The 23293-nt window shown below is 68.6% G+C and carries 18 protein-coding genes and 1 pseudogene; 7 read left to right on the top strand and 12 right to left on the bottom strand.

The annotated features are described in order from the left end of the window. Position 1 precedes the first annotated feature (1 nt). On the top strand, positions 2-427 hold the full coding sequence (locus ACZ5PO_RS33390; protein ID WP_464186991.1) for a GlcG/HbpS family heme-binding protein: 426 nt from the start codon (positions 2-4) through the stop codon (positions 425-427). 12 nt (positions 428-439) lie between these two features. On the opposite strand, the gene ACZ5PO_RS33385 is transcribed toward ACZ5PO_RS33390, so the two are convergent. Further along, a complete protein-coding gene (locus ACZ5PO_RS33385) occupies positions 440-1816 on the bottom strand; it encodes a coniferyl aldehyde dehydrogenase (protein ID WP_464186989.1) in 1377 nt (458 codons plus the stop codon). A gap of 292 nt (positions 1817-2108) precedes the next feature. Between ACZ5PO_RS33385 and ACZ5PO_RS33380 the strand changes: the two genes are divergently transcribed. Continuing rightward, positions 2109-2396, top strand: coding sequence for a GIY-YIG nuclease family protein (locus ACZ5PO_RS33380; protein WP_464186988.1), 288 nt, complete (start codon positions 2109-2111; stop codon positions 2394-2396). A gap of 82 nt (positions 2397-2478) precedes the next feature. On the opposite strand, the gene ACZ5PO_RS33375 is transcribed toward ACZ5PO_RS33380, so the two are convergent. The 4 genes from ACZ5PO_RS33375 to ACZ5PO_RS33360 are packed head-to-tail and all read right to left on the bottom strand — an operon-like array spanning position 2479 to position 9651. Then, on the bottom strand, positions 2479-4380 hold the full coding sequence (locus ACZ5PO_RS33375; protein ID WP_464186986.1) for an alkyl/aryl-sulfatase: 1902 nt from the start codon (positions 4378-4380) through the stop codon (positions 2479-2481). Positions 4381-4393: 13 nt separating this feature from the next. Further along, positions 4394-5983 carry a GMC family oxidoreductase gene (locus ACZ5PO_RS33370; protein ID WP_464186984.1) on the bottom strand — a complete coding sequence of 530 codons (1590 nt, stop codon included), beginning with the start codon at positions 5981-5983 and terminating at the stop codon, positions 4394-4396. Positions 5984-6024: 41 nt separating this feature from the next. Further along, positions 6025-7317, bottom strand: coding sequence for an MFS transporter (locus tag ACZ5PO_RS33365; RefSeq protein WP_464186983.1), 1293 nt, complete (start codon positions 7315-7317; stop codon positions 6025-6027). Between the two features lie 57 nt (positions 7318-7374). After that, entirely contained in the window at positions 7375-9651 is a 2277-nt protein-coding gene (locus tag ACZ5PO_RS33360; RefSeq protein WP_464186981.1) for an arylsulfatase, read from the bottom strand. Positions 9652-9740: 89 nt separating this feature from the next. Here ACZ5PO_RS33360 and ACZ5PO_RS33355 point away from each other — a divergent pair, with 89 nt between their 5' ends. Next, positions 9741-10442 carry a TetR/AcrR family transcriptional regulator gene (locus tag ACZ5PO_RS33355; RefSeq protein WP_464186980.1) on the top strand — a complete coding sequence of 234 codons (702 nt, stop codon included), beginning with the start codon at positions 9741-9743 and terminating at the stop codon, positions 10440-10442. A 126-nt stretch (positions 10443-10568) separates the two neighbouring features. Here the strand turns inward: ACZ5PO_RS33355 and ACZ5PO_RS33350 are convergent, their stop codons facing one another. The 4 genes from ACZ5PO_RS33350 to ACZ5PO_RS33335 all read right to left on the bottom strand — a co-directional run bounded on the left by ACZ5PO_RS33350 (position 10569) and on the right by ACZ5PO_RS33335 (position 15065). Further along, complete coding sequence (locus tag ACZ5PO_RS33350; protein WP_464186979.1) at positions 10569-11336, bottom strand: SGNH/GDSL hydrolase family protein; 768 nt, start codon at positions 11334-11336, stop codon at positions 10569-10571. A gap of 17 nt (positions 11337-11353) precedes the next feature. Further along, entirely contained in the window at positions 11354-12394 is a 1041-nt protein-coding gene (gene lpxD / locus ACZ5PO_RS33345) for a UDP-3-O-(3-hydroxymyristoyl)glucosamine N-acyltransferase (RefSeq protein ID WP_464186978.1), read from the bottom strand. Between the two features lie 647 nt (positions 12395-13041). Next, positions 13042-14361, bottom strand: coding sequence for an ATP-binding protein (locus ACZ5PO_RS33340; protein ID WP_464186975.1), 1320 nt, complete (start codon positions 14359-14361; stop codon positions 13042-13044). Then, positions 14358-15065, bottom strand: coding sequence for a response regulator (locus tag ACZ5PO_RS33335; protein ID WP_464186973.1), 708 nt, complete (start codon positions 15063-15065; stop codon positions 14358-14360). The genes ACZ5PO_RS33340 and ACZ5PO_RS33335 overlap by 4 nt, the downstream gene beginning before the upstream one ends. Positions 15066-15418: 353 nt before the next feature. Between ACZ5PO_RS33335 and ACZ5PO_RS33330 the strand changes: the two genes are divergently transcribed. Continuing rightward, complete coding sequence (locus ACZ5PO_RS33330; RefSeq protein ID WP_464186972.1) at positions 15419-16519, top strand: calcium:cation antiporter; 1101 nt, start codon at positions 15419-15421, stop codon at positions 16517-16519. Positions 16520-16562: 43 nt separating this feature from the next. On the opposite strand, the gene ACZ5PO_RS33325 is transcribed toward ACZ5PO_RS33330, so the two are convergent. Next, on the bottom strand, positions 16563-18143 hold the full coding sequence (locus ACZ5PO_RS33325) for a serine hydrolase (protein ID WP_464186970.1): 1581 nt from the start codon (positions 18141-18143) through the stop codon (positions 16563-16565). Between the two features lie 179 nt (positions 18144-18322). Here ACZ5PO_RS33325 and ACZ5PO_RS33320 point away from each other — a divergent pair, with 179 nt between their 5' ends. Further along, complete coding sequence (locus tag ACZ5PO_RS33320) at positions 18323-18589, top strand: hypothetical protein (RefSeq protein ID WP_464186968.1); 267 nt, start codon at positions 18323-18325, stop codon at positions 18587-18589. Between the two features lie 367 nt (positions 18590-18956). Then, on the top strand, positions 18957-19841 hold the full coding sequence (locus ACZ5PO_RS33315; protein ID WP_464186967.1) for a hypothetical protein: 885 nt from the start codon (positions 18957-18959) through the stop codon (positions 19839-19841). Between the two features lie 43 nt (positions 19842-19884). On the opposite strand, the gene ACZ5PO_RS33310 is transcribed toward ACZ5PO_RS33315, so the two are convergent. Next, the gene (locus ACZ5PO_RS33310) at positions 19885-20787 is read right to left on the bottom strand and encodes a hypothetical protein (RefSeq protein ID WP_464186966.1); all 903 of its coding nucleotides are present in this window, start codon (positions 20785-20787) and stop codon (positions 19885-19887) included. Between the two features lie 234 nt (positions 20788-21021). Here ACZ5PO_RS33310 and ACZ5PO_RS33305 point away from each other — a divergent pair, with 234 nt between their 5' ends. Then, complete coding sequence (locus tag ACZ5PO_RS33305; RefSeq protein ID WP_464186965.1) at positions 21022-22230, top strand: ABC transporter substrate-binding protein; 1209 nt, start codon at positions 21022-21024, stop codon at positions 22228-22230. A 15-nt stretch (positions 22231-22245) separates the two neighbouring features. Here the strand turns inward: ACZ5PO_RS33305 and ACZ5PO_RS33300 are convergent. After that, a pseudogene (locus ACZ5PO_RS33300) lies at positions 22246-23282 on the bottom strand (MBL fold metallo-hydrolase). Between the last annotated feature and the right edge of the window lie 11 nt (positions 23283-23293).

Raw genomic sequence — 23293 nt, 5'->3', positions numbered from 1 at the left:
AGTGAGCCGGATTTCGCTCGAACAGGCCAACACCATCGTCGCGGCGGCCTTGGCCAAGGCCAGGGAGCTGGGGCTGAAGCCGCTGAGCGTCGCCGTGCTCGACGCCGGCAGCCACCTGATCGCCTTCCAGCGCCAGGACGGCTCCTCGACGCTGCGGCCGCAGATCGCCGTGGGCAAGGCCGCGAGCGCGCTGGCGCTCGGCGTGTCGTCGCGCAAGATCGCCGACATGGCGGCGGAGCGGCCGAGCTTCGTCGCCTCGCTCGGGCCCGTCGCCGTGCACGGCATCATTCCGGCCGCGGGCGGCGTGATCGTCGTAGCGGACGGCATGCCGATCGGCGCGGTCGGCATCACCGGCGACACTTCGGACAACGACGAGGCCTGCGCCCTGGCGGGGATCGCGGCGGCCGGGCTCACGGCGCAGGCGTAAGGGGCGGTTCCCTCACCGCCGCAGCAGGAACCGCAGCATCGCGGCCTGCCGTTTGCCGAAGGGCGGACCCATCAGGTCGAGCGGGCTCAGGAACCCGACCTTGTGCACCGCCCGGGCGTGACTGAAGCGCTTGAAGCCGTCGCGGCCGTGGTAGGCGCCGATGCCGCTGGCGCCGACGCCGCCGAAGGGCAGGTCGTCCTGGGCCACGTGCAGCATGGTGCCGTTGAGGGTGACGCCGCCGGAGATGGTCCGGCGTAGCACGTCGGCCTGCTCGGCGCCGTCGTCGGAGAAGCAATAGAGCGCCAGCGGCCGCTCGCCGGCGGCCACGTGGGCGACGGCGTCGTCGAGCGTATCGAAGGGCAGGATCGGCAGCACCGGGCCGAAGATCTCTTCGCGCAGCAGGGCGCTGTCGCGCGGCGGATCGATGACGACGGTCGGGGGGATGATGCGGGCCTGGGTGCCGCCCGCGTCGCCCGCGGCGAGGATGCGGGCGCCGCCCGCCCGGGCCTCCTCGATCATGGCGGTCAGCCTGCCGTAGTGGCGGTCGCTGATGATCGAGCTGTAGTCCGTGTTGCCGGCGATGGTGGGATAGAGCCGCCGCGCCGCGGCGACGACCGCCTCGCCCAGGGTGTCGACTTGGGCGGCCGGGGCGAGCACGTAGTCGGGCGCCACGCAGGTCTGACCGGCGTTGAGAAATTTCCCCACGGCGACGGCGCGGGCGGCCTTGGCCGGGTCATAGCCGGGACAGAGGATCACCGGCGACTTGCCGCCGAGCTCCAGCGTCACCGGTGTCAGGTTCTCCGCCGCGGCCGCCATGACCTTGCGGCCGATGTGGGTGGAGCCGGTGAACAGCAGGTGGTCGAACGGCAGCCGGCTGAAGGCGTCGGCGACCTCGGGCCCGCCGGTCACCACCGCCACCTGGTCGGGGTCGAAGGTGTCCGCCACCATGCGGCGCAGCAGCTCGGAAAAGCCCGGCGTCAGCTCCGACGGCTTGATCATCACGCGGTTGCCGGCCGCCAGGGCATCGACCAGCGGCGAGATGGCCAGGTAGAGCGGGTAGTTCCATGGCGAGATGACGCCGACGACGCCGAGCGGCTGGTACTGCACCCAGGCCCGGGCCGGCTGAAAGGTCAGCGCCACGCGCCGGCGCTCCGGCTTCATCCACCGCTTCAGGTGGCCCCTGGCGTAGCGGATCGCGGCGAGGCTCGGCGCCAGCTCCAGGATCTCCGTCTCCGGCACGGCGCGGTGGCCGAAGTCGTCGGCGATGGCCCGCGCGATGGCGTCGCGGTTGCCGATCAGCATGCCGGCCACGGCATCGAGCGCGACGATGCGGGCCGCATAGCTCGGATAGGGATCACGCTCGGCGGCTTCCCGTTGCCGCGCCAGCATCTACGGCAGGGCCTCGGGGGAGGCGGGCGTGTCCGAGTAGACGAGGGTGGGCGCTATCGTTGCCATGGCACGTGCTCCCCGGGCTTGCAGCCGGTCGCTCAGTTGTGAACAGCAAGATGGCTCGGTAACCTGCCAACATCTTTCAAGTAGATGGATGGTCGGGTCAAGCCCGACCATGACGACTGAAAAAGCTAGGCCTCCAAGCTTGCAACGTCATGGTCGGGCTTGACCCGACCATCCATCCTCCAAAATAAACCTTGCCGCGTCGCGCTCCACTTGCGTTGCTGTGCGTATGGGCGGCTGGATCTACATGATGGCCAATAAGCCGCATGGCACGCTGTATGTCGGCGTGACGAACGGTTTGTGCCGCCGCGCGTTCGAGCATCGAGAAGGCCGATACGACAGCTTCACACGGCGGTATGGCTTGAAGCTCCTCGTCTACTACGAATGTTATCCTGATATCCGCGACGCCATACAGCGCGAGCACAATATCAAGCGCTGGCTTCGAGATTGGAAGATTGATCTGGTGAATAGGTTCAATCCCGATTGGGCCGATCTAGACGAGACACTTGCTCAGTAGATGGATGGTCGGGTCAGCCCGACCATGACGAGGTGGGACCGTCACGGTGGAGCCGACCATCCATCGCACTTGAAGACTCCGCCTACGGCTCGACAATGGCGAAATCGGGCGTGAAGTCGTCGAACAGGCCGTTGAGCTCCGCCAGCTTGGCCAGATTTCCCTCCATCTTGAGGCGGCCGGCCTGGGCTTCGGCGAGGAACGTCGTCTGGCGTGAGATCACCGTGTCGAGGGTGGCGCGGGTCAGCGTCAGCGTTGCGTCCGCATCCGGCCGCGTCCTGCCTTTGATGTAGCTGAGCGCGCTGTTCTCCAGCGTCAGCGCGTAGGCTGCAGCGGGCTCGGTGAACACCCAGTTGATGGTGAAGGCCTTGCCCTGCGCCTTGTCGCCGTTGAGACGCACGCCCAGGAAGTCGAACACCATGTCGATGGTCAGCGCCTTCAGCGGGTCGCCGCCGAGCGTCCGCCTGGCCGTGGTCGGCCCCTGCCTCAGCTCCTGGGCGGCGAACAGATAGGCATTGCGCCAGGTCGCCGCTTCCGCGAGGTAGCCGAGCTGCTCGAAGGCATCGGCGTTGAGCGCGCGGGCCTCCGCGTTGTCGGGCTCGGCGAAGACCACCTGGTTCATCACCTGCGCCACCCAGCGATAGCGGCCCGCGGCGTAGTCTTCGCGCGCCCGGTGGATCACCGCCGCCGCGCCGCCCATGTATTCGATCGTCTTGAGCGCTGTCTCTACGGGCGGCAGAGGATCGAGGTTGGCCGGATTGCCGTCGAACCAGCCCAGGTATTTCTGGTAGATCGCCTTGGCGTTGTGGCGGACGGTGCCGTAATAACCGCGGTTATGCCAGGGGAGGGCGAGTTCCGGCGGCAGGGTCAGCGCCTCGGCGATCTCGGCCGCGGTGAGGCCGTGGTTCATCAGCCGAAGCGTCTGGTCGTGCACGTATTTGTAGAGGTCGCGGGCCTGGCGCAGGAACGTCTCGAGGCGCGCCTGGCCCCACACCGGCCAGTGGTGCTGGCCCATCAGCACGTCGGAGCGTCCCGCGAAGAGCTCGATGGCCTCGTTGATGTACTTGGACCAGGCGAGCGGATCGCGCACCTCCGCGCCGCGGAACGGCAGCAGGTTGTGGAACAGGTGCGTGGCGTTCTCCGCCAGGTTGAGGGCGCGGAACGCCGGAAAGTAGATGTGGAATTCCGCCGGCGCCTCGCTGTTGGGGGCCATCTGGAACACCATCTCGACGCCGTCGACGGTGCGCGTCTCACCCGTTTCGCGCACCAGGTCGGTCGGGGCGATGAGGGTCACGGTGCCGCGCGAGATCGACTTGCCGAGCGCCGCGTCGACCTGACCTTGTGTGCCGACGTCGAGAAACATGCCGAACTGGTAGTGCGCCCGCCGCAGCATGGCGTTGCCGGCGATGACGTTTTCGGAGACCGCGTGCTCCATGAAGCCGTCCGGGGCGATGACGGCGACCGCGCCGCTCGCGACCGCATCCTCGTCGACGACGCCCTTCACCCCGCCCCAGTGGTCGGAATGGGTGTGGGTGTAGATGACCGTCTTTACCGGTCGCCGGCCGCGGTGCGCGCGATAGAGCTCGAGCGCGGCGTGCGCCGTCTCCGCCGTGGTCAGCGTATCGATGACGATGAGGCCGGTGTCGCCCTCGACGATGGTCATGTTGGCGATGTCGAAGCCGCGCACCTGGTAGATGCGCGGCGCCACCTCGAACAGGCCGTGGCGGCAGTTGAGCTGCGCCAGCCGCCACAGGCTCGGATGGACGGTGTCGGGAGCGCTGTCCGCCTCGAGGAAGCGGTAGGGCGCGAGCGACCAGATCACCCGGCCGTCGGCGGCGGTGACGGCAGCGTCGGGGATCGTGCCGACGAAGCCGCGCGCCGCGTCCTCGAAATCCTGCCGGTCGTCGAAGGGGAGCTCGGCGAGCGCAGCCCGGTGGGCGACGGCGATCGGCGGTTCGGCGCCCTTGCGGGCGTAGGCTTCGGCCATGAGTGTCCTCCGTTCAGGCGCGCGCCCGGATCATGTCGGCGGCCTTCTCGGCGATCATGATGGTGGGCGCGTTGGTGTTGGCGCCGACCAGGGTCGGCATGATCGAGGCGTCGACGACGCGCAGGCCCGCGACACCGCGCACCCGCAACTCGGGATCGACCACCGCGGCGGCATCGATGCCCATGCGGCAGGTGCCGACCGGGTGGTAGACCGTGTCGGAACGCCGGCGCAGCTCCGCCCGGATCTCATCGTCGGTCTCGACGTGCGCGGTAAAGACGTCCTCGGTGCGGTGCCGCGCCAGGGCCGGCGCATCCATGATCTGCCGGGTCACCTTGAAGCCTTTCATCATGGTCTCGAGGTCGACCGGATCCCCATAGAAGTGCGGGTCGATCAGCGGCGCGCTGCGCGGATCGGCATCGGCCAGGCGCACGCTGCCGCGGCTCCTGGGCCTGAGCAGGCAGACGTGGCAGGAGAAGCCGTGGCCGCCGAGGCGGTTGCGCGAATGATCGTCGATCATGCCGACGACGAAGTGCAGCTGGATGTCCGGTATCGGCTCGCCCGGATCGCTTTTCAGGAAGCCGCCGCATTCGGCGAAATTGGAGGTGATCATGCCCCGCCGCGAGGCCTTGTAGCGGACGGCTTCCCTGATCAGGCGGACGGCGCCGCCGAGCGTCAGGCCGAAGAGATCGCGCGAGCGGGCCCGGTACACGAAGATGTAGTCGATGTGGTCCTGCAGGTTCGCGCCCACGCCGGGTGCGTGGTGGGCCACCTCGATGCCGTGCTGCCCGAGCGCCGCGCCGTCGCCGATGCCGGACAGCATCAGCAGCTGCGGTGTCTGCAGGGCGCCGCAGCTGACGATGACCTCGGCCGCCGCCGACACCCACTCGTCCTCGCCGCCGCGCTTGAAGGCGACCGCGCGGGCACGCTGCTCCTGCACGATGATCTGGGTGACGAGGGCGTCGGTCACCACATGCAGATTGGGCCGCGACAGGTTGGGCTGGATATAGGCGCGAGCGGCGCTGCAGCGCTCGCCGTTGCGCTGCGTCACCTGGTAGATGCCGACGCCCTCCTGGCGCGCGCCGTTGAAATCCGCGGTCTCGCCGACCTGCACCTCGCGCGCCGCGTCGAGGAAATGGCGCTGGAAGGGGTTGTCGGTGCGCGGCAGCGAGACGGGGAGGGGGCCGTCGGTGCCGTGGAAGCCATCGTGGAAATCGGCGTTGCACTCGGCCTTCTTGAAGAAGGGCAGGACGTCCGCATAGGCCCAGCCGGCGTTGCCCAGCGAGGCCCAGTGGTCATAGTCCCAGGCATGGCCGCGGGTGTAGATCATGGCGTTGATGGCACTCGAGCCGCCGAGCGCGCGCCCGCGTGGCTGGTAGCCTCGCCGGCCGCCGAGGCCGGCCTGGGGCACCGTCTCGAAGCCCCAATTGTTGATCTTGGTCGGCAGCATCAAAGCCGTTGCGGCCGGCGTGTTGACGATCCAGCTGTCGCCGCGTCCGCCCGCTTCGATGAGGCAGACGCTGACCGACGGGTCTTCGCTCAACCGGCTTGCCAGCACGCATCCGGCGGAACCGCCGCCGATCACCACGTAATCGAATTCCGCCATCGGTGGCCGGCCCTCTCGCCGCTGTTGGGTATCGGGGGATGTCATGGCAGCACCTCGCTTGCCGGGGTCGGATCCGCCGCGGGCTCGGCGGCGAGCCGCGCCCGGTCCCGTTCCGGGCGCATGAACAGCGCGCCGACGAGGCCGCCGGCGATCATGACGAGGCCGCAGGTGACGAAGCCGCGGTTGAAGCCGTCGAGCGGGGTCGCCGCCCCTTCGATCATGTTGCCCATGACCACCGGCGCGATGACGCCGGCGGTGGTGCCGACCGCATTGCCGATGGCCAGCATGGCGCCGCGCTGCGAGGTCGGTGTGAGCTCGCTGACGACGGCGTGCGCCACGACGTAGATCACCGCGGGCACGGCGCCGCCGAGCACCGCCGCGGCGACCTTGAGCCCCGCCGTCGGCAGGAACGGCATGGTCACCAGGAAGACGCCGCCCGTGGCGACGGCAACGCCGCCGAGCAGACCGCGGGCGACCCGGCTCGAGACTCCCTTCAGCATCAGCCGCTGCGACAGCCAGCCGAGGAAGATGACGGTGAAGACGCTGAGGCCCCAGGGCAGGGCGGCGATCCAGCCGACCTCGCGCTGCGCGAACCCGAGTCCGTTGATGAGGTAGGGCGTCTGCCAGGCGATGCCGATGGAGAGCGCCCAATAGGCGCCGAAATAGGCGCACCAGCTGGCCAGCACGCTCGGCGTGGCCAGCAGGCGGGCGTAGGGAATGGTGGCGCCGGGCCGGCCGTCGGCGCTCGGCTCGTCGACCAGCGTGCCCTCGCGGCCCCAGATCAGCCACGCCAGCGTCCAGGCCAGGCCGAGGAGGCCGAGGACGCCGAAGGCCCAGCGCCAGGAATGGTTGACGATCACCCAGTTGAGCAGCGGCAGCGCCGCCATGACGCCGATGCTGGCGCCCTGGGCGATGACCGCCGTGGGCAGCACGCGCCGCTCGTTGGGGAACCATTTGTAGGCGGAATGCAGTGCCACCGGATAGGCCGGGCCTTCGCCGGCGCCCAGCACGATGCGGCAGGCGATGAGCGTGGCGAAGCCGATGTTGCCGAGCATCGGAAACTGCGTCAGCGCCCAGACCAGCCCCATGACGAGGAGGGCCCAACGGGTCTGGATCCGGTTCACGAGAAAGCCGGTGACGATGGCCGAGATCGAGAACAGGAAAAAGAAGCTCGAGCCGACCAGGCCGAACTGGCTGGGCGTCAGCCCCAGCTCGCGCATGATCGGCACGCCGGCGAGCCCGATGACCGCCTTGTCGACGAAGTTGATCAGCATGAACAGGAACAGCAGGGCCACGATGCCCCAAGCGCCGGGCTGGGCTGTGCGCGTCGTCATCGATGTCGGCCCTCGCTCGTCTCTGCGGGTCAAAAGCTCGGCCATGACGTCCTGGCTCTACTGTCGCGCCATCTCGGCCTTGCCGACGCCGTCGCCGTCGAGCTGCTGGCCGTCGTGCATCTCGACGACGACGCGGATCAGCTTGCCGGTGAAGGTGAACGGCGCGGCGTAGTCGGCGACCGGGCTGCCGCGGTCGCGGCCGATGTCGAGGCCCGACCACGAGATGAAGTTGACGAAGTTCAGGTTGCTCTCGGCGCTACCGGCGGCCTCGCCGTCGATGGTGAGGGTGCAGATCCTGAGCTGCGGCTGGCGCGGGTTCACCGGCACCGGCCTGGCCACGCGCACGCCCAGCCGGCAGGGGCCGGCCGGCACCGCCCGGTCCGACACCACCGTGCGGTGCTCGCCGCCCACGTTCACGTCGTAGACCAGGCGGCCGTCGCGCACGAACAGACTGTAGCCGGAGGTGGCATCGCCGTGAGCGATGAGCACGCCCTCGGTGCCCGCACGAGAGGTCTCCACCTCCGCCTCGATGCTGTAGTCACGGCTGCGCACGTCGGGTGCTACGTCGGTCGGCACGTGCCCCATCCCGGCATGGAAGACGAAGCGGCGGCGCGGCCCATGGAAGCGGGCGGCGTTCTCGGCGAAGCGGGGTGCGAAGCGGTCGTCGAGCGGCAGCACCTTGTGGCGTTCGGCCTCGTGCCACCACAGGTCGATCAGGGCCGCCAGGCGCTCGGGCTCGCGTGCCGCGAGGTCCTCGGTTTCCGAAAAATCCCGATCGAGGTGAAACAGTTCCCACCTGTCCTTGTCGAACGGGAAGCCGGACGGGTGATAGGCCACCGCCTTCCAGCCGGCCTCCCAGATGCCGCGGTGGCCGAACATCTCGAAGTACTGGGGCTTGGGCCGCTGCGGGGCGTCGGCGTCGGCGAGGCTCGCAGCAAAGCTCACGCCCTCCAGCGGCTGCTGGGCGATGCCGCCGATCTCGGTCGGCGGCTCGACGCCGACGAGCTCGAGCAGGGTCGGCACCAGATCGCAGGCGTGCACGAACGGGTGGCGCAGCTCGCCCCGCGCCTCGATGCGCGCCGGCCAGGAGATGACGAACGGGTCGCGGATGCCGCCGCCGTGGGTGTTCTGCTTGTAGCGGCGCAGCGGCGTATTGGCCGCCATGGCCCAGCCGTGCGGGAAGTTGGAGTGGGTGTCGGGGCCGCCGATGTCGTCGATGCGGGCGAGCTTCTCGGCCATCGGCTCAGGGCGGAAATTGTAGGGGCCCATGGCGTTGACGAAGCCGAGCGGGCCGCCTTCCTGGCTGGCGCCGTTGTCGGAGAGCACGAGGACCAGGGTGTCGTCCCTCAGGCCCGCCCGGTCGAGAAAGGCGAACAGCCGCGCCAGGTGTTGGTCGGCGTGGTCGAGCATGGCGGCGTAGGCGCTCTGCAGGCGTGTGAACAGGCGGCGCTCGTCCGCGCCCTGCTCCGCCCAGGGGCCGACACCGTCGTTGCGCGGTGGCAGGCGCGTGCCCTCGGGCACCACGCCCATGGCGATCTGCCGGGCGAGCCGCTGCTCCCGCTCCACGTCCCAGCCGTGGGCGAACAGGGCGTCATAGCCCTTGATCAGCTCGAACGGCGCCTGGTGCGGGGCGTGGCAGGCGCCGAAGGCGAGCCAGGTCAGCCAGGGCAGGTCCGGTCGGTCGGCCTCGTGGTCGGCGATGAAGCGGATGGCGCGGTCCACCAGGTCGGCGGTGAGGTGGTAGCCGCTGGCGAAGCTGCCGGGAGGATCGACATGGGAATTGTCGAGGATGAGCTCCGGCGCGTACTGGTCGGTCTCGGCGTCGAGGAAGCCGTAGAAGCGGTCGAAGCCGCGGCCGAGCGGCCAGCCGTCGAAGGGACCGGTGGCGCCGCTCTCGGTCAGCGGCGTGACGTGCCATTTACCCACCATGTAGCTGCGGTAGCCGTTGGGCTTCAGCATCTCCGCGATGGTGCCGGCCTCGCGGGCGATCTTGCCGCGGTAGCCGGGATAGCCGCTGTCGAAATTGGCGAGGCAGCCGACGCCGACGGAATGGTGGTTGCGGCCGGTCAGCAGCGCCGCCCGCGTGGTCGAGCACATGGCGGTGGTGTGGAAGCCGGTGTAGCGCAGCCCTGCCGCCGCGAGCCCGTCGATGGTCGGCGTGCGGATCGGCGAGCCGTAGCAGCCGAAGTCGGAGAAGCCGACATCGTCGAAGAGAACGATCAGAATATTGGGCGCGCCCGCAGGCCCCCGTTCGCCTTTGGGCCACCACGGCGTCGATTCGCCGATGGTCCGGCCGATGCGGCCGCCGAAGGGGGGCTGCTCATCCTGTGGCATGCGGTATCCTCCCGGGCGATGACGATGCTCTTTTATAGAATTCGAATTATGATTATCATATCTCGGCGCCCGCGGACAAGAGCCAGGCCATGACCGACGACCTGTTCAGCTTCGACCTGCCGGGGGTGACGCCGTCGCGACAGAGCCGCAGCCGCGAGACGACGGAGGCGCTGCTCAAGGCGGGCGAGCGGCTGCTGCGCACGCGGCACCTGGAGGACCTCTCGATCGCCGACCTGACCGCCGCCGTCGGAGTGACGGTCGGCTCGTTCTACGGCCGCTTCGAGAGCAAGGATGCGTATTTCAATGCGTTGCAGGTGCTCGCCATCCGGCGCGGGCAGGCGCGCTACGCAGCGCTGCGGGCCTCGGGCGCGCTCGAGGGGACGGATCTCACCGAGCTCTGCCGGCTGCTGGCAGACCACGCCGCGGCGTGGTTCCGGGAGCACGAGGGCGTGGCCCGGGCCGCCTTGCGGCACGGCTCGCATCCGGAGGGGTGGAGCGCCTTCAAGGAGCTCGGCCGTGTCTTCGTCGTGGTCAGCACGCCCGACATGCTGGCGCGACTCGGGCCGGGCCGACGGCTCGCCAAGACGCGCACCGTCGCCTTCGCCTTTCAGGCGATGTACGGCATCCTCGTCAACATCGTGCTCAACAATCCCGGCCCATGCGGCCTCGACGATGCCGACCTGGTGCCGCGCCTCGCCGCCCTGGTCGAGGCGGTCGTCCGCGCCGAGGCCGACGGTGGGGCGTCCAAGGGGCAGAGGCGCCCGCCGCGTGTCGGTTCGCCCAAGCCGTGACGGCGGGAGGGGGCTCGCCTGTTGCTAGAGCGGGATGATTTTTCCTTGAATCATCATCCCGCTCTCAGTCTTTGTTTTGAGCACGATCTTGTCGAAGAACCGGCGTCCACTTTTTGGGATCATGCTCTAACGTCTGCGGGGGCTGTTCTGCAGCTCGACCCGCATCGGGCAGAGGTCGCTCTGGGCGCCGGCGTAGACCTGGTGGTAGTTGGTGAGGTGCACGCCGTCCGGCTCGAGCGTGACGGCGGCAGCCGAGCGATCGGCGGCGGCGCCGAACAGGCGGATGAAGCGGCAGCCCGCGACGGTGCAGGCCGTCGCCAGGGCGCGATCGTAGTCCTGGATCGAGGCGTCGGAAACGAGCGGGTCCGTCGGCTTCATCGGCGGCAGATCGGTCACCAGGACGTCGCTCGACAGCGCGCTCAGCCGCTGCACCAGGTCCAGGGCTTGCGTCGCGAAGGGCGTGCCGCCAGCAGGCTGGCCGGCGGTTGCCAGCATGTTGTTGGTGCCGAAGCTGGCGATGACGGCCACCGGGGGCCGGATGTCCGCCAGGGCCGCGGCCAGGGCCGACAGCTCATTGGTGCCCGCGCCGCTGAGGCCGGCGTTCACCACCGGAACCCCGCAGAGCGACGGCAGGAACAGCCGCTCCACATGAGAGTCGCCGATGACCAGAATGTAGTCGCCGAAGATCTGGCCGATCTGGGCCTTGACCGCTGCCGCGCGGATCTTCACCAGGCGCGTGAACGTCCGCTCGGCAGCGGGGCGTGCCAACATCGCCCATCCGGCCAGGCCCGCGCCCGCCAACACCGCCAGCGCCAATGCCAGGCGCGCCAGGGTCCGCGGCACCCGCAGCTGCCGCCATCGCGGGCTCGCCGCCTCCAGGATCGTTTCGGCCATGTGCGGAGCTCACCTGTTCACTGGATGCGCTCGCGCCGCGCCGCGAGCTGCCGAAGCCATGTGTGCTCGCGAAAGAATTCACGGATCGGACGGGCGGGAAGCCCGCCCCAGCGCGCGCCGTCCGGCACGTCATGCATGACGCCGCTGGCGGCGGCGATCTGAGCGCCGGCGCCGAGGCGCAGATGTCCGGCGATGGCGCTCTGGCCGCCGATGGCGACAAAGTCGCCGATCGTGGTGGACCCGGCAATGCCGACCTGGGCCACCACCATGCAGTGCTTGCCGATGACGACGTTGTGGGCGATGTGGACGAGGTTATCGATCTTGGTTCCGTCGCCGACGATCGTGTCGCGGCCGCTGCCCCGGTCGATGCAGGAGTTTGCGCCGACTTCCACGTCGTCGCCCAGGATGACCAGGCCGACCTGGGCGACTTTGGCGTGGCCCCGGCGGGAGCTGGCATAGCCGAAGCCGTCCTGGCCGAGACGAGCGCCCGAGTGGATGATCACCCGCGCTCCGAGAACGGCATGAACGATCGTGGCTCCAGCCGCGATGGCGCAGTCGTCGCCGATGACCACCCCGGGACCGATGATGGCTCCGGCGCCGATGGTGACGCCTGATCCGAGCGACGCGTCGGCGCCGATGATCGCCCCGGATTCCACCGTGCTCCGGGGGCCGATCCTGGCCGTCGGGTGGATGGTGGCGCCGGCCGACAGGCCGCGCTCGCCCAGGATCAGCGAGGGTCGCGATGCTTCCGGATAGAGCCGCGCCAGCACGTCGGCGAATGAGCCGTACGGGTCGTCACAGACGAGAGCGATCGTTGCGCCGGGCACCAGACTGGCGAACCGCGCCGCCACCAGGCAGGCAGAGGCGCGCGTGACCGCCAGCGCCGGCGCATATAAATGGCTGCTGACATAGGCGATGTCGTTGGGCCCGGCGCGCTCCACGGCAGCCGCGCCGGTGATCTCGAGCGCCGCGTCGGCGCCGGCCGGCACCGGCGCGCGGGCGATGCGAGCGACCTCCTGCAGCGACAGGGACATGCCGGGGAAATGGGAGGTTCGCATGGATGGCCTTTTGCCCATGGGCTGGGAGGGCCGGATCAGTCCGGCACACGGTTGAATGCAGGCGTCGAAGGCAGACGTTGGAGCTAACCGACGGAGAGCATCCGGAAGCGCTCCGCCTCCACACCGCTATGACCCGAGCCAGCTAGAGCATTTCGGAATCGGGTGCGTCAACCCGACCGCGGAGCGCTCCAGGGTTGCCGCGAGACGTGGCGTTTGCCGACGGCGATATCGACGCGTGCGAAGCGCCGGCCTTCGACGACCTCGTCGTGAAGCTGTGAACCGCGTAGCCGTGACGCTCTGACGTCCATGTGCAACCTCTCCAGTCGAGATCGCGTTTATCGCCCATCCGCCGAGCCTTAAGATGGCCGGATGTTGTCTGGATGTTGCTGAAGTGCGGATTTTTCCGTGCGGTAGTTTAGAATAAGACAAAGTCCGATTCTTGCGGACGACGGATGTCCTGGGCGGGCCTGGTCGTGGTGTTGTCGATGAAACTATTTTCGCTTTCGCGACAGGATGAATAGACCTCGGCGTGTCTCTCATCAATTCGGGAATAGAGCTTTCGCCAGTCGACTCACCTATGAAAAGTACGTGCTCAGCAGACGGGCTGGCCGCCGACCGCGACCGCATTGACCGCACCGCGTGCGCGTTCAGCATTGCGGAATCATCAAGCGCGCCTCGAGCCCGCGCGGCCGGCGGGCGAGCAGGGTCAGCGTGCCGCCGTGGCTTTCGGCGATCGCTTTGGCGATGGGCAGGCCCAGGCCGAAGCCGGTGGGCTCGTCCTGCGATCTGGCCTCGTCGCCGCGCGCGAACGGCTCCATCAGCCGCTCCACCTCGTCGGCGGCGATGCCCGGCCCGTCGTCGACGACCGCGATGGTGACCCGGGTGCCGTCGGCCACGAGATCCACGCGCGTGTGATCGGCGAAGCGGACGGCATTCTGGACCAGGTTGGTGACGGCCCGGTGCAGCGCGTCCGGATCGGCGACGGCCACGACCTGGCCGGGCCCGCCGAAGCCGACCGTGTAGCCCATATCGGCGAACTGGTCGGTAACGGTTTCGATCAGATTGGAGATGTCGACCCGGGTGCGCGCCGGCGAACGCCCCTCGCGCAGGTAAGACAGCGCCGCGTGGACCATGGCGTCCATCTGCGTCAGGTCGCGCTCCATGGCGTCGCGCACGTCCTGCTCGGCGATGAACTCGAGCCGGAGGCGCAGCCGGGTGATGGGCGTGCGCAGGTCATGGCTCACGGCGGCCAGCATGCGCGTGCGCTCATTCACCATGGTGCGGATGCGATCCTGCATCTTGTTGAGGGCGCGGGCGGCGCTGCGGATCTCCAGGGGGCCGCGTTCGGGCAGCGGCGGCTGATCGCCGTTGATCGAGAAGCTCTCCGCCGCGTCGGCGAAGCGGCGCAGCGGCTGCGCCAGCAGGCGCCAGGCCCAGAGGGACAGAAATGCGAGATTGATCGCCAGGAACATCAGCGTGCCGATGACGGCGCCGGACCACGGCCGGTTGGGCGGCCCGTCGGGAGCGCCGGCAGTCGTGACGGTGATGGCGCTGCCGTCCCGAAGGGTGATGGCGAACTGCGGCGGGCGGGGCGGCCGTTGGCCGGGCGGCGGCGCCATCGCCGTCACCTTGAAGCCGGGGCCGAGCATCTCACGCAGCGCGCGCTGGTGCGGCGGCGCCCCTTCGGCCTCTTGCGCCGGCGGAGCCTCTGGCTTGGTGATGCTGTAGAGGCCGTTCCGAGCGTTGACGGCCGCGATCATGGCCGCGCGCTCCTGCGGCGGGGCCGCATCGATGAGCTGGGCGGCCGTGGCGACGGCCGCGACCTCCGGCGGCATGCGCATCTCCCGGCGCGAGGCCGTGATCCAGAGCAACATCGCGACGGACACGTGGAAAACGATGATGGCGGCCACCAGCAGCAGGGCGATCTGGCCGCCGATGCGCTTGGGCCAGCCGAGCGTGAGCCTCATGGCCGCTCGACGGTCGGCGTGAACAGATAGCCGCCGGACCGAATGGTCTTGATGAAGTCCGGGTCGCGCGGGTTGGCTTCGATCTTGCGGCGCAGCCGGCTGATGAGCACGTCGATGCTACGCTCGTAGGCTTCGATGGCGCGTCCCTGGGTAAGTTCCAGAAGCCGCTCGCGCGACAGCACGCGGCCGGGCTGCTCGCACAGCGCTTGCAGCAGGTCGAACTCGGCCCCGGTCACCGGGGTTCTGACACCCTGCGGGCTGGTGAGATGGCGGGCCGCGAGGTCGAGCCGCCAGCCGGCGAAGATGCGCACGTTGGACACGGGCGTCGCCGGGTGGTCCAGCCGCCGCCGCAGCACGGCGCGGATGCGCGCCAGCAGCTCGCGAGGGTTGAACGGCTTGGTCACATAGTCGTCGGCGCCCATTTCCAGGCCGATGATGCGGTCGATGTCTTCGCCCTTCGCCGTCAGCATGATGATCGGCACGTCGGAATGCGAGCGCAGGCGGCGGCAAATGCTCAGGCCGTCTTCGCCGGGCAGGTTGATGTCCATGATGATCAGGTCCGGCGGGGCGCCGGCCGCGAGCCTGTCGAGGTCCTTGCCGTTGGAGGCGGTCGTCACGTGGTAGTCGTTGTCGCCCAGGTAGCGTGCGACGAGCGTGCGGATCTCGCGGTCGTCCTCCACCACCAGGATATGAGCTGGCTTCAATCGCCGGACCTCTGACCTGTGCAAGGCCTCCCGCAAGAGGAGCTGCTGAATTTGGCCCTGGCACGGCCGCGGAATGACCGATGGCCGGTGGCGGCGCGAACGGAGCGGATCGCAAGCAGGGACAACGAGCAGCCTCCTGATGTGCTGCTGTCCGTATGTCGTTTGGTTTGAGGCGGAAATCTGGCTCAACTTGGGTGTTTTCAGCCGAGTTTGTGAGCGTTTGTGAACGTGTTCGCGCCAGGTGTGCCCGGATAACGGCTGGCTTGCCGGCCGCCATCCAACTGCGACGCCTCCGCTGTTGCCTGGATGGGGTGCCGACGGCATAAGGCCGGCAACGACGAGAGCGAGGACCGATGCCGCACCAAACGCATGCCTCCAACCCGGCCTGGTCTTGGGTTGCGCCGGTTGCTGCAAGCGCTCTCCTCGCCGCGAAATACGCCGGCGTCATCGACGTGACGTCGGGGCTGGCGCTGACCGTCGCCGCCATCTTGCTCGGCGGGGCGGTGTTCGCGGCGGTCCACCATGCCGAGGTGCTGGCGCTGAAGCTCGGTGAGCCGTTCGGCTCGATCCTGCTGGCGATCGCCGTCACCGTCATCGAGGTGGCGCTGATCGTCTCGATCATGGTGTCGGGGGCCGCCGGCTCCGATCAGGTGGCGCGCGATACGGTATTCTCGGCCGTCATGATCGTGCTGAACGGGGTCGTCGGCCTGTGCCTCGTCCTCGGCGCCCGGCGCCATTACGAGCAGTCGTTCCAGCTGCATGGCGCCTCCGCCGCGCTTGGCGTGCTGGGCACGCTGGCGACGATGGTGATGGTGCTGCCGAACTTCACGCTGGCGACGCCCGGCCCCGAGTTCTCCCTGACCCAGCTGCTGTTCGTCGCCGCGGTATCACTCGCCCTCTATGTCGTGTTCGTCTTCGTCCAGACCATCCGGCACCGCGACTACTTCCTCGATGCCGAGTCCGACGCCGTCGACGATCCCGACGTGATCAAGCCGACGGCGGGTGTGACGGCCGTCAGCGCCGCGCTGCTGCTGGTCTCGCTGACCGCCGTGGTGCTGCTGGCCAAGCTGCTGTCGTACCCGCTCGACGCGGCCATCACCTCGGCCGGCCTGCCGCAGGCCTTCGTCGGCGTGGTGATTGCCGCGGTGGTGCTGCTGCCGGAAGGCATCGCCTCGGTCCGGGCGGCGCTGCTCAACCGGCTGCAGAACAGCATCAATCTGGCGCTCGGGTCGGCCATCGCCAGCATCGGGCTGACCATCCCCGCGGTCGCCGTCGTCTCGTGGCTAATGGCGTCGAAGCTCACGCTGGGTCTCATCCCCGAGAACGTCGCCCTGCTGATGCTGACCCTCTTCGTCAGCACGCTGACCCTCGGGACCGGACGCACGACCGTGCTGCAGGGCGCCATCCACCTGGTGATCTTCGCCGTGTTCATCCTGCTGTCGGCCATCCCGTGAGAACCGTGGACGAACGTGCACCACGCGTCTTCACCGCGCAGCGTCATTTCCGCGCGAAAGTGCCGAGACCGTTCTCGTCCAGATAATCGATCGTCAGCGAGCGGAAGCCGGCGCGGCCGCCGTCCTTGAAGGTGGCCAGCGCCACCGAGCCGTCGGGCTGGTTCTCGCTGGACGGCACGAAGGTGAACGCGTTGCCGTCCCAATGGCTCAGCGGGTATTCCGTGCCGGCCGGCCCGAGCTTCAGCACCAGGCCGTCGCCGCGTGCCACGACCTGCGCCGGGCCGTAGTAGCTGCTGGCGTAGGCGCCCACATACCTGGCCGAAGCCGCGGCCAGCGCCGGATTGCCCGGCCGCGGCTTGCCCACGACACTGCCCACGGGGGCATAGAGCGGTTGCATCCGCGGCTGATAGGCGGTGAACCAGTCGCGCTCGATCCGGCCGACCTGCACCAGATCGGCGAAGTCCGCGGCCAGGGCCTCGGCAACGCCGATGGGCTGGGCGTTGGTGAGCACCACGATGCCGACGCCGAGCGAGGGGATCAGCGCAACGTGCGTGCCGGCGCCCATGGCGAAGCCGCCGGAATGGCTGACCACCACGCGTCCGGCCGGCGACGTGCCGACGTTGAAGCCGAAGCCGTAGAGCCCCGGACGGGCGTCGGCGGCCAAGGAATGCGATGAGATCACCTGCGCCGTGACGGCGGGCAGCAGCGCCTTGGTCGGGATGATCTCACGGCCCTCGAAGGTGCCGTTCGCCAGCAGCATCGCCATCCAGCGCGCCAAGTCGTTGACCGAGGAGCTGACGCCGCCGGCGGGCGTCTGCGCGTCCGGGCGGCGCTGGTACTTGGCCTGCCAGCCGTCGCCGACCCGCACATGGCCCATCGCCCGGTTCGGTCGCGTCTCGAAGTCGGCGAAGCGCGAGCTGGTCGAGCTCATGCCGAGCGGCTCGTAGAGGGAGGTTTCGGCGAGCGTCGGCCAGTCGGTCTTGGCGGCGGCAGCCACGGCCTCGGCGCCCGCGGTGAAGCCGAAATTGGTGTAGGCGTAGCTGATGCGGAAGGGCGTCAACGGCAGCAGCCGCAGCCGCTCCAGCACCTGCCGCTGGCCGAAGCCCAGATCCTCCAGCGCATCGCCGGCGTGGTCGGGCAAGCCAGAGCGGTGGCTCAGGAGATCGCCGACGGTGAGGTGGGCGGTGACCCACGGATCCTTCAGGCGGAACCAGGGCAGGTATTGCGTGACCGGCGTGTCCCAGGCCACGCGGCCGGCGCCCGCCTCCCGGGCAACGATGGTGCCGGTGATGGCCTTCGACAGCGACGCGATCTGGAACACCGTATCGGCATCGACCGCCGCCGGCTCACCCGCTTTGCGCACGCCGAAGCCCTTGGCATAGACGGTGCGCCCGTCGCGGACCACGGCCACCGCCAGGCCGGGAATGCCGGTCCTTGCCATCAGCTCGGCAGCCAGCCCATCGAGCTGGCCGATGGCCTTGTCGATCTGCCCGTCCGGCACCGGTACGGCGGACGTCTGTGGCGGCGTCGTCTCCGCCGCGCGGACCGGGGCGGCGAGCGCCAGGACCGCGACGATGGCGAGAGCGGCACCGCGGCGACGGGGGCAGCGCAGGAGGTGACGCATGACGAGGCTGGCTCCGATGGCAGCTGCCATCAAGGCGGTGGCCGCTGCCGCACGTCAAGCGTGCGCCGGCCGACCGATCGACGCCCGCAGAACGCGGGCGCGTGGGCTGCCGGCTTGCGCCCGCACCGGAAAGCGGACATTCAACCTCCGGATGCTGCGCCGACAGAGAGGAAGCACCGATGAAGCCCAGGATGCCCGGCCGGGCCGGACCGATCGCCCTTGCGGCCGTTCTCGGCTGCATCGTTGCCGCCATGCCTGCCCAGGCCGAGGTGCGCTTCGGCCGCAACGTCTACGTCGGCGGCCATGATTTCTCGCACCAGACCTACAACAAGAACCGCCGCGCCGTCATTCACCTCTACGATCGCACGCCGCGCAACGCCGGCTGCACCTGGCGTGCCGACGGCCGCGGCGGGAGGGTGAAGGTGTGCCACCTGCGGCGGCGGTGAACGTTCACCGCAATCGTGTGGACCAGATAGCTGGTTGAGTGAAAGCAACCGCCCGGCGGGCGACAGTGGGACTACGGAAGTCGCTATGAGTAGAATATACCCGTATCCAAGGTGGATGCGTCTCGGCCGCACGTCGATATTCGATCGTCCGCGCATCATGAGAGCGCGCGTCGTTTCGTCGTGGCGGCGATTCAGAGACAGAGTTTGGGATAAGTACTTCTATGTCCATACCCTGCCCGTTGTGCCAATTGGAACCGAGCGTCCTGGACGGTGGGTTCCGACCCCGGAGGGGGACGGCAGACAGCGTTTTGAGGAGCTGCAGGTCTGGCGGACCAAGCACGGGCCAGCGACGCTGATATGGCACTGGTTGGGCAAGTGGGATTTTGGCTCTGCGCGCAATGTGCGGTTGCCTAATGGGCGACGTGGCGAGGTCAAGAATTGTTTTGGGTTCCGGCGGCGCGGCGACGCCCCTCGGCTTTGGACGTATGGCGATCTGGATATTCGAGGCGATGACGTCGTGTTCCATGACAGGACTGAGCAGCCCACATACCGCCCCACCGCGGAAGATGCGTCCGAGCTCGAGCTCTCGCTCGCGGCGGACCAGGAGTTCGTCGCCGCACTTAAGGACGATGTCTTCGCCTATGTGGCGTTCGGATGCCTCGCACGCCTCGATTGGTTCAAAGTTGGCGACCGGGAAGCGACCGCTTTTCACAGCCTTGGCAGCATAGCCGCTATGGTCGCCGGACTTCGAGACAAAGGTGAGATCTACCTCGACTATAAACATGGCCCTGAACGTCCGCGTTCGTTCAGCGCGCGAAGGGCAAATCAATGCCGGTGGCGACTCGAGCAAATTCTCCGTGCGCATGGATGGCGCACCTACACGCCCGACGAGTTGCACGCCATGGCTAAAGCCGACTTCGATGAGCGCGTCGCGGGACGAGTCGCGCTGTTTCGAGATGTCCGCCGGTTGGAGCAACGTCCGGCGGGCCTGCACGTCTCGTCGAAGCTCTTCTTGCAGCGGGGGCCGCGGGCTTTGGATGCCTACGATACAGACGATCCAGCGTGGATGGGAGAGCTCTCCGCTGAGCAGCGCGAGGCCGCAGCGGGCGGGCTGGGTGAGCGCGTGCACGACCTGGCGGAGACCGGTCGCGTTTCGCCGCGGGAGGCCTACGACCTCGAGGGTCGGTTGGCCCCGTGGCTGAAGCTGCGGCCCCCGCCGCCGCAAGACGATTTCGATCGAGAAGAGGCGTGAGCGCTTGTCGCCATCCGGCCCGGCGGCTGGCGACGCCCAGCCATCAGAAATGGCCGCCGATGCGCAGCCGCACCTGGTGGCGATCGAAGCTGGTGAGGTCGAGCCGCTCGGCCGTGCCGGCCTCGCCGCCGGCGACCTGGGCGCTCCAGGCCACCGACACCCATGCGCCCGCGGGGAGGGAGGCGTAGAGCGTCGGCCCGACGTAGAGGGCCTGTCCGGCGAAGCGGTCGAGCCCCAGGCCCTCGTACGCGCGCAGATAGCGCGCTTCCGCCCCGACGAAGACGCCGGGCACCGGCTGGTAGGCCAGCGCGGCCGAGATGTCGGTGCCGGAGCCGCGCGTCGTCGGCTCCAGCGCGTGCAGGCGCGTGCTGCCCATGTCGTAGGTGAGGTTGAGCGCCGCCACCAGCTTGCCGGGGATGATCTCGCGGTCGAGGAACACGCCGAAGTCGGCACCGTAGCTCCTGGCGCGGCGTCCTGATGCGCCGTCGACGCCGCCGAAGCCGGGGGCCAGGCTGAGCGTCAGCCCGAACGGGGCGGTGGCGCGGTCGAGGAGGCGCAAACGCGTTTCCAGCGACGCGCCGTCGATGTGGCCGGCACGGAGGTCCGATAGCCCCGGCACGCCCTGGATATCGTAGCGGGAGAACGACACGGCGGGCGCCACCCGCAACTGGCTGCTCAGCGGCACCTTGAGCGCCAGCCCGCTGTCGATCGCCCGGAACCGGCCGCCGCGTTTGCCGAAGCGCCCGGTGGTCTCCGATTCGACCTCCGTCTCGCCGGGCTCGCCGATATCGGTGCCCTCCGTGAAGCCGAAGATGTGCTCGGTATCGATCGCCTCTGGCGGCGGCTCGGCGTCCGCCACGGCGCCACTGCGGCCCGCGGCCGCGACCTTCGGCTCCGATGCTTCTGCTCCGTCCAGCATCGCGCCGGAAATCAGCGCCGCTCTCAAGAAACCTCGTCCTCGCATCACCCCTCCAGCCGACCAGCACCGCAGCGCGGTCACGGTAATGTAGATGCAACTCATTGTCACTTGCATTTGCAGCTGGGCGGCGTCCGGGCGGGGCGCTGGCGATCATGACCACTGCGGAAGGGTGGAGGTTGGCATCGGCGCCGGTATGGCCGACACTTCGTTCCACGGGAGCCCGCTCCATCCACGAGAGCGGGGACCGACGGGAGGATGCACGTGTCGATGCGAACCGGATTACTGGCCGGGCTGCTGCTGGCTGCCCTGAGCTCGATTGGCCCTGCGCGGGCGCAGGCCACCTACGACACCGGCGCCAGCGCAACAGAGATCAAGCTCGGCAACACCATGGCCTACAGCGGGCCGGCATCGGCCTACGGCACGCTCGGCCGCGCCGATGCGGCGTACTTCGCCATGGTCAACGCCAAGGGTGGCGTCAACGGCCGCAAGATCAGCTTCATCACGCTCGACGACGGCTTCAGCCCGCCCAAGACGGTGGAGCAGACGCGGCGGCTGGTGGAGCAGGACGGCGTGCTGGTGATGTTCAACTCGCTCGGCACCGCCACCAACACGGCGGTGCAGAAGTATCTGAACAACGCCAAGGTGCCGCAGCTCTTCATCGGCGCCGGCGGCCGTAAATTCACCGACCCCAAGACTTTCCCATGGACGATGGCGTTCCAGCCCAACTTCAACATCGAGGCGCGGATCTACGCCAACTACATCCTCAAAAACTATCCAAATGCCAGGATCGCCGTGCTCTACCAGGCCGACGATCTCGGCAAGGACTACGTGGAGGGGCTGAAGGAGGGCCTCGGCGACAAGGCGAAGACAATGATCGTGGGCGAGGCGGCCTATCAGCTCTCCGACCCGACCATCGACTCGCAGATGGTGGCGCTGAAGGCGAGCGGCGCCGACGTGTTCTTCCACGCCTCGACTCCCAAGTTCGCCGCCCAGGCCATCCGCAAGGCCGCCGACATGGGCTGGAAGCCGGTGCACATCCTCAACGTCGGCGTGAGCTCGGTGGGGGCGGTGCTGAAGCCGGCGGGGCTCGACAACGCTGCCGGCGTGGTCAGCGCCACCTACTACAAGGATCCCACGGATCCCAAGTGGGCCGGCGATCCGGGCTACCGCGCCTGGCTCGACTGGATGCAGACCTATTACCCCGAGGGCGACAGGACCGACGTGCTCAATGCGCTCTCCTACAACTTCTCCGAGACGATGGTGCAGGTGTTGAAGCAGGCTGGCGACGACCTGACCCGGGCCAACGTGATGAAGCAGGCGCTGAGCCTGGACTTTCAGCCGTCGATGGTGCTGCCGGGCATCCGCGTCAAGACCGGCCCTGGGCAGTACGCGCCGATCCGGGCCATGCAGATGCAGCGCTTCGACGGCAAGAGCTGGCAGCTGTTCGGGGACATCATCGAGGCGGAGTAGGGGGCGTCAGCCCCCTCAATGCTCCAGCGGTCCGTTCGCCTTCTTCCAGGCGTCGATGCCCCTTGCAGGTGGCAGGACGACACGAGGCCCGCGTCCTGCGCCGCCTGCACCGCCATGGCCGAGCGCTCGCCGAAGGCGCAGTAGAACAGCAGCCGCTTGCCGGTCGAGCGGGCGAGCTCGTGCAGCATGCCGCCGGCGGCGAGGTCTTCCTGCAGCGCCGGGTAGGGCACATGCAGCGCGCCGGGGATGACGCCGTGCCGCTCCCGCTCGGCGCGCTCGCGCAGGTCGATCAGCGCAATGTCGGGCTGTCCTACGAGCGCCTGCGCCTGCTGCGCCATGACCGCCCAGCCGCGCCGCGCCACCTCCTCCTGGTGCAGCCCGACCTTCATGTTGGCCGGCACGGCGACATCCATCATCTTGGGATTGGCGAGCTTGAGGTTGTTCATCAGCTCGACGTATTCGTCGGCGGACTTCACCTGCAGGCGCGGATTGTAGGCCTTTTCCTCGCCGATGGTGGAGACGGTGTCGCCCTTATAGTCGTGCGCGGGAAAGACCAGTGTCTCGTTCGGCAGTTTGAGCAGGCGGCCGAAGATCGACTCGTACTGCTGCCGTGGATCGCCGTTCTGGAAGTCGGTCCGCCCGGTGCCGCGGATGAGCAGCGTGTCCCCGGTGAAGACGCGGTCGGCCATGACGAAGCTGTAGGAATCGTCGGTGTGGCCGGGCGTGTAGATCGCATCGAGGGCCAGCCCTTCGATGGTCAGGCTGTCGCCGTCCGCAAGCCGCATGGAGACCACGTCGGCCTTGGTCTGCTCGCCCATCACGGTGATGCAGTGGGTCCTGTCGCGGAGCGCGCCGAGGCCGGTGATATGATCGGCGTGCAGGTGGGTGTCCACCGCCTTGACCAGCTTGAGGTCGAGCTCGCGTACCAGCTGGAGGTAGCGGTCGACCTTCTCGATGACGGGATCGATGATCAGGGCTTCGCCGCCGCGCCGGCTCGCCAGCAGGTACGAGTAGGTGCCCGACGCCTGATCGAAGAGCTGGCGGAAGATCATGCCTCCACCTC

The sequence above is a fragment of the Chelatococcus sp. KU-N122 genome, from assembly GCF_055391085.1.
This window is presented reverse-complemented; position numbering and strand designations above follow the sequence as displayed.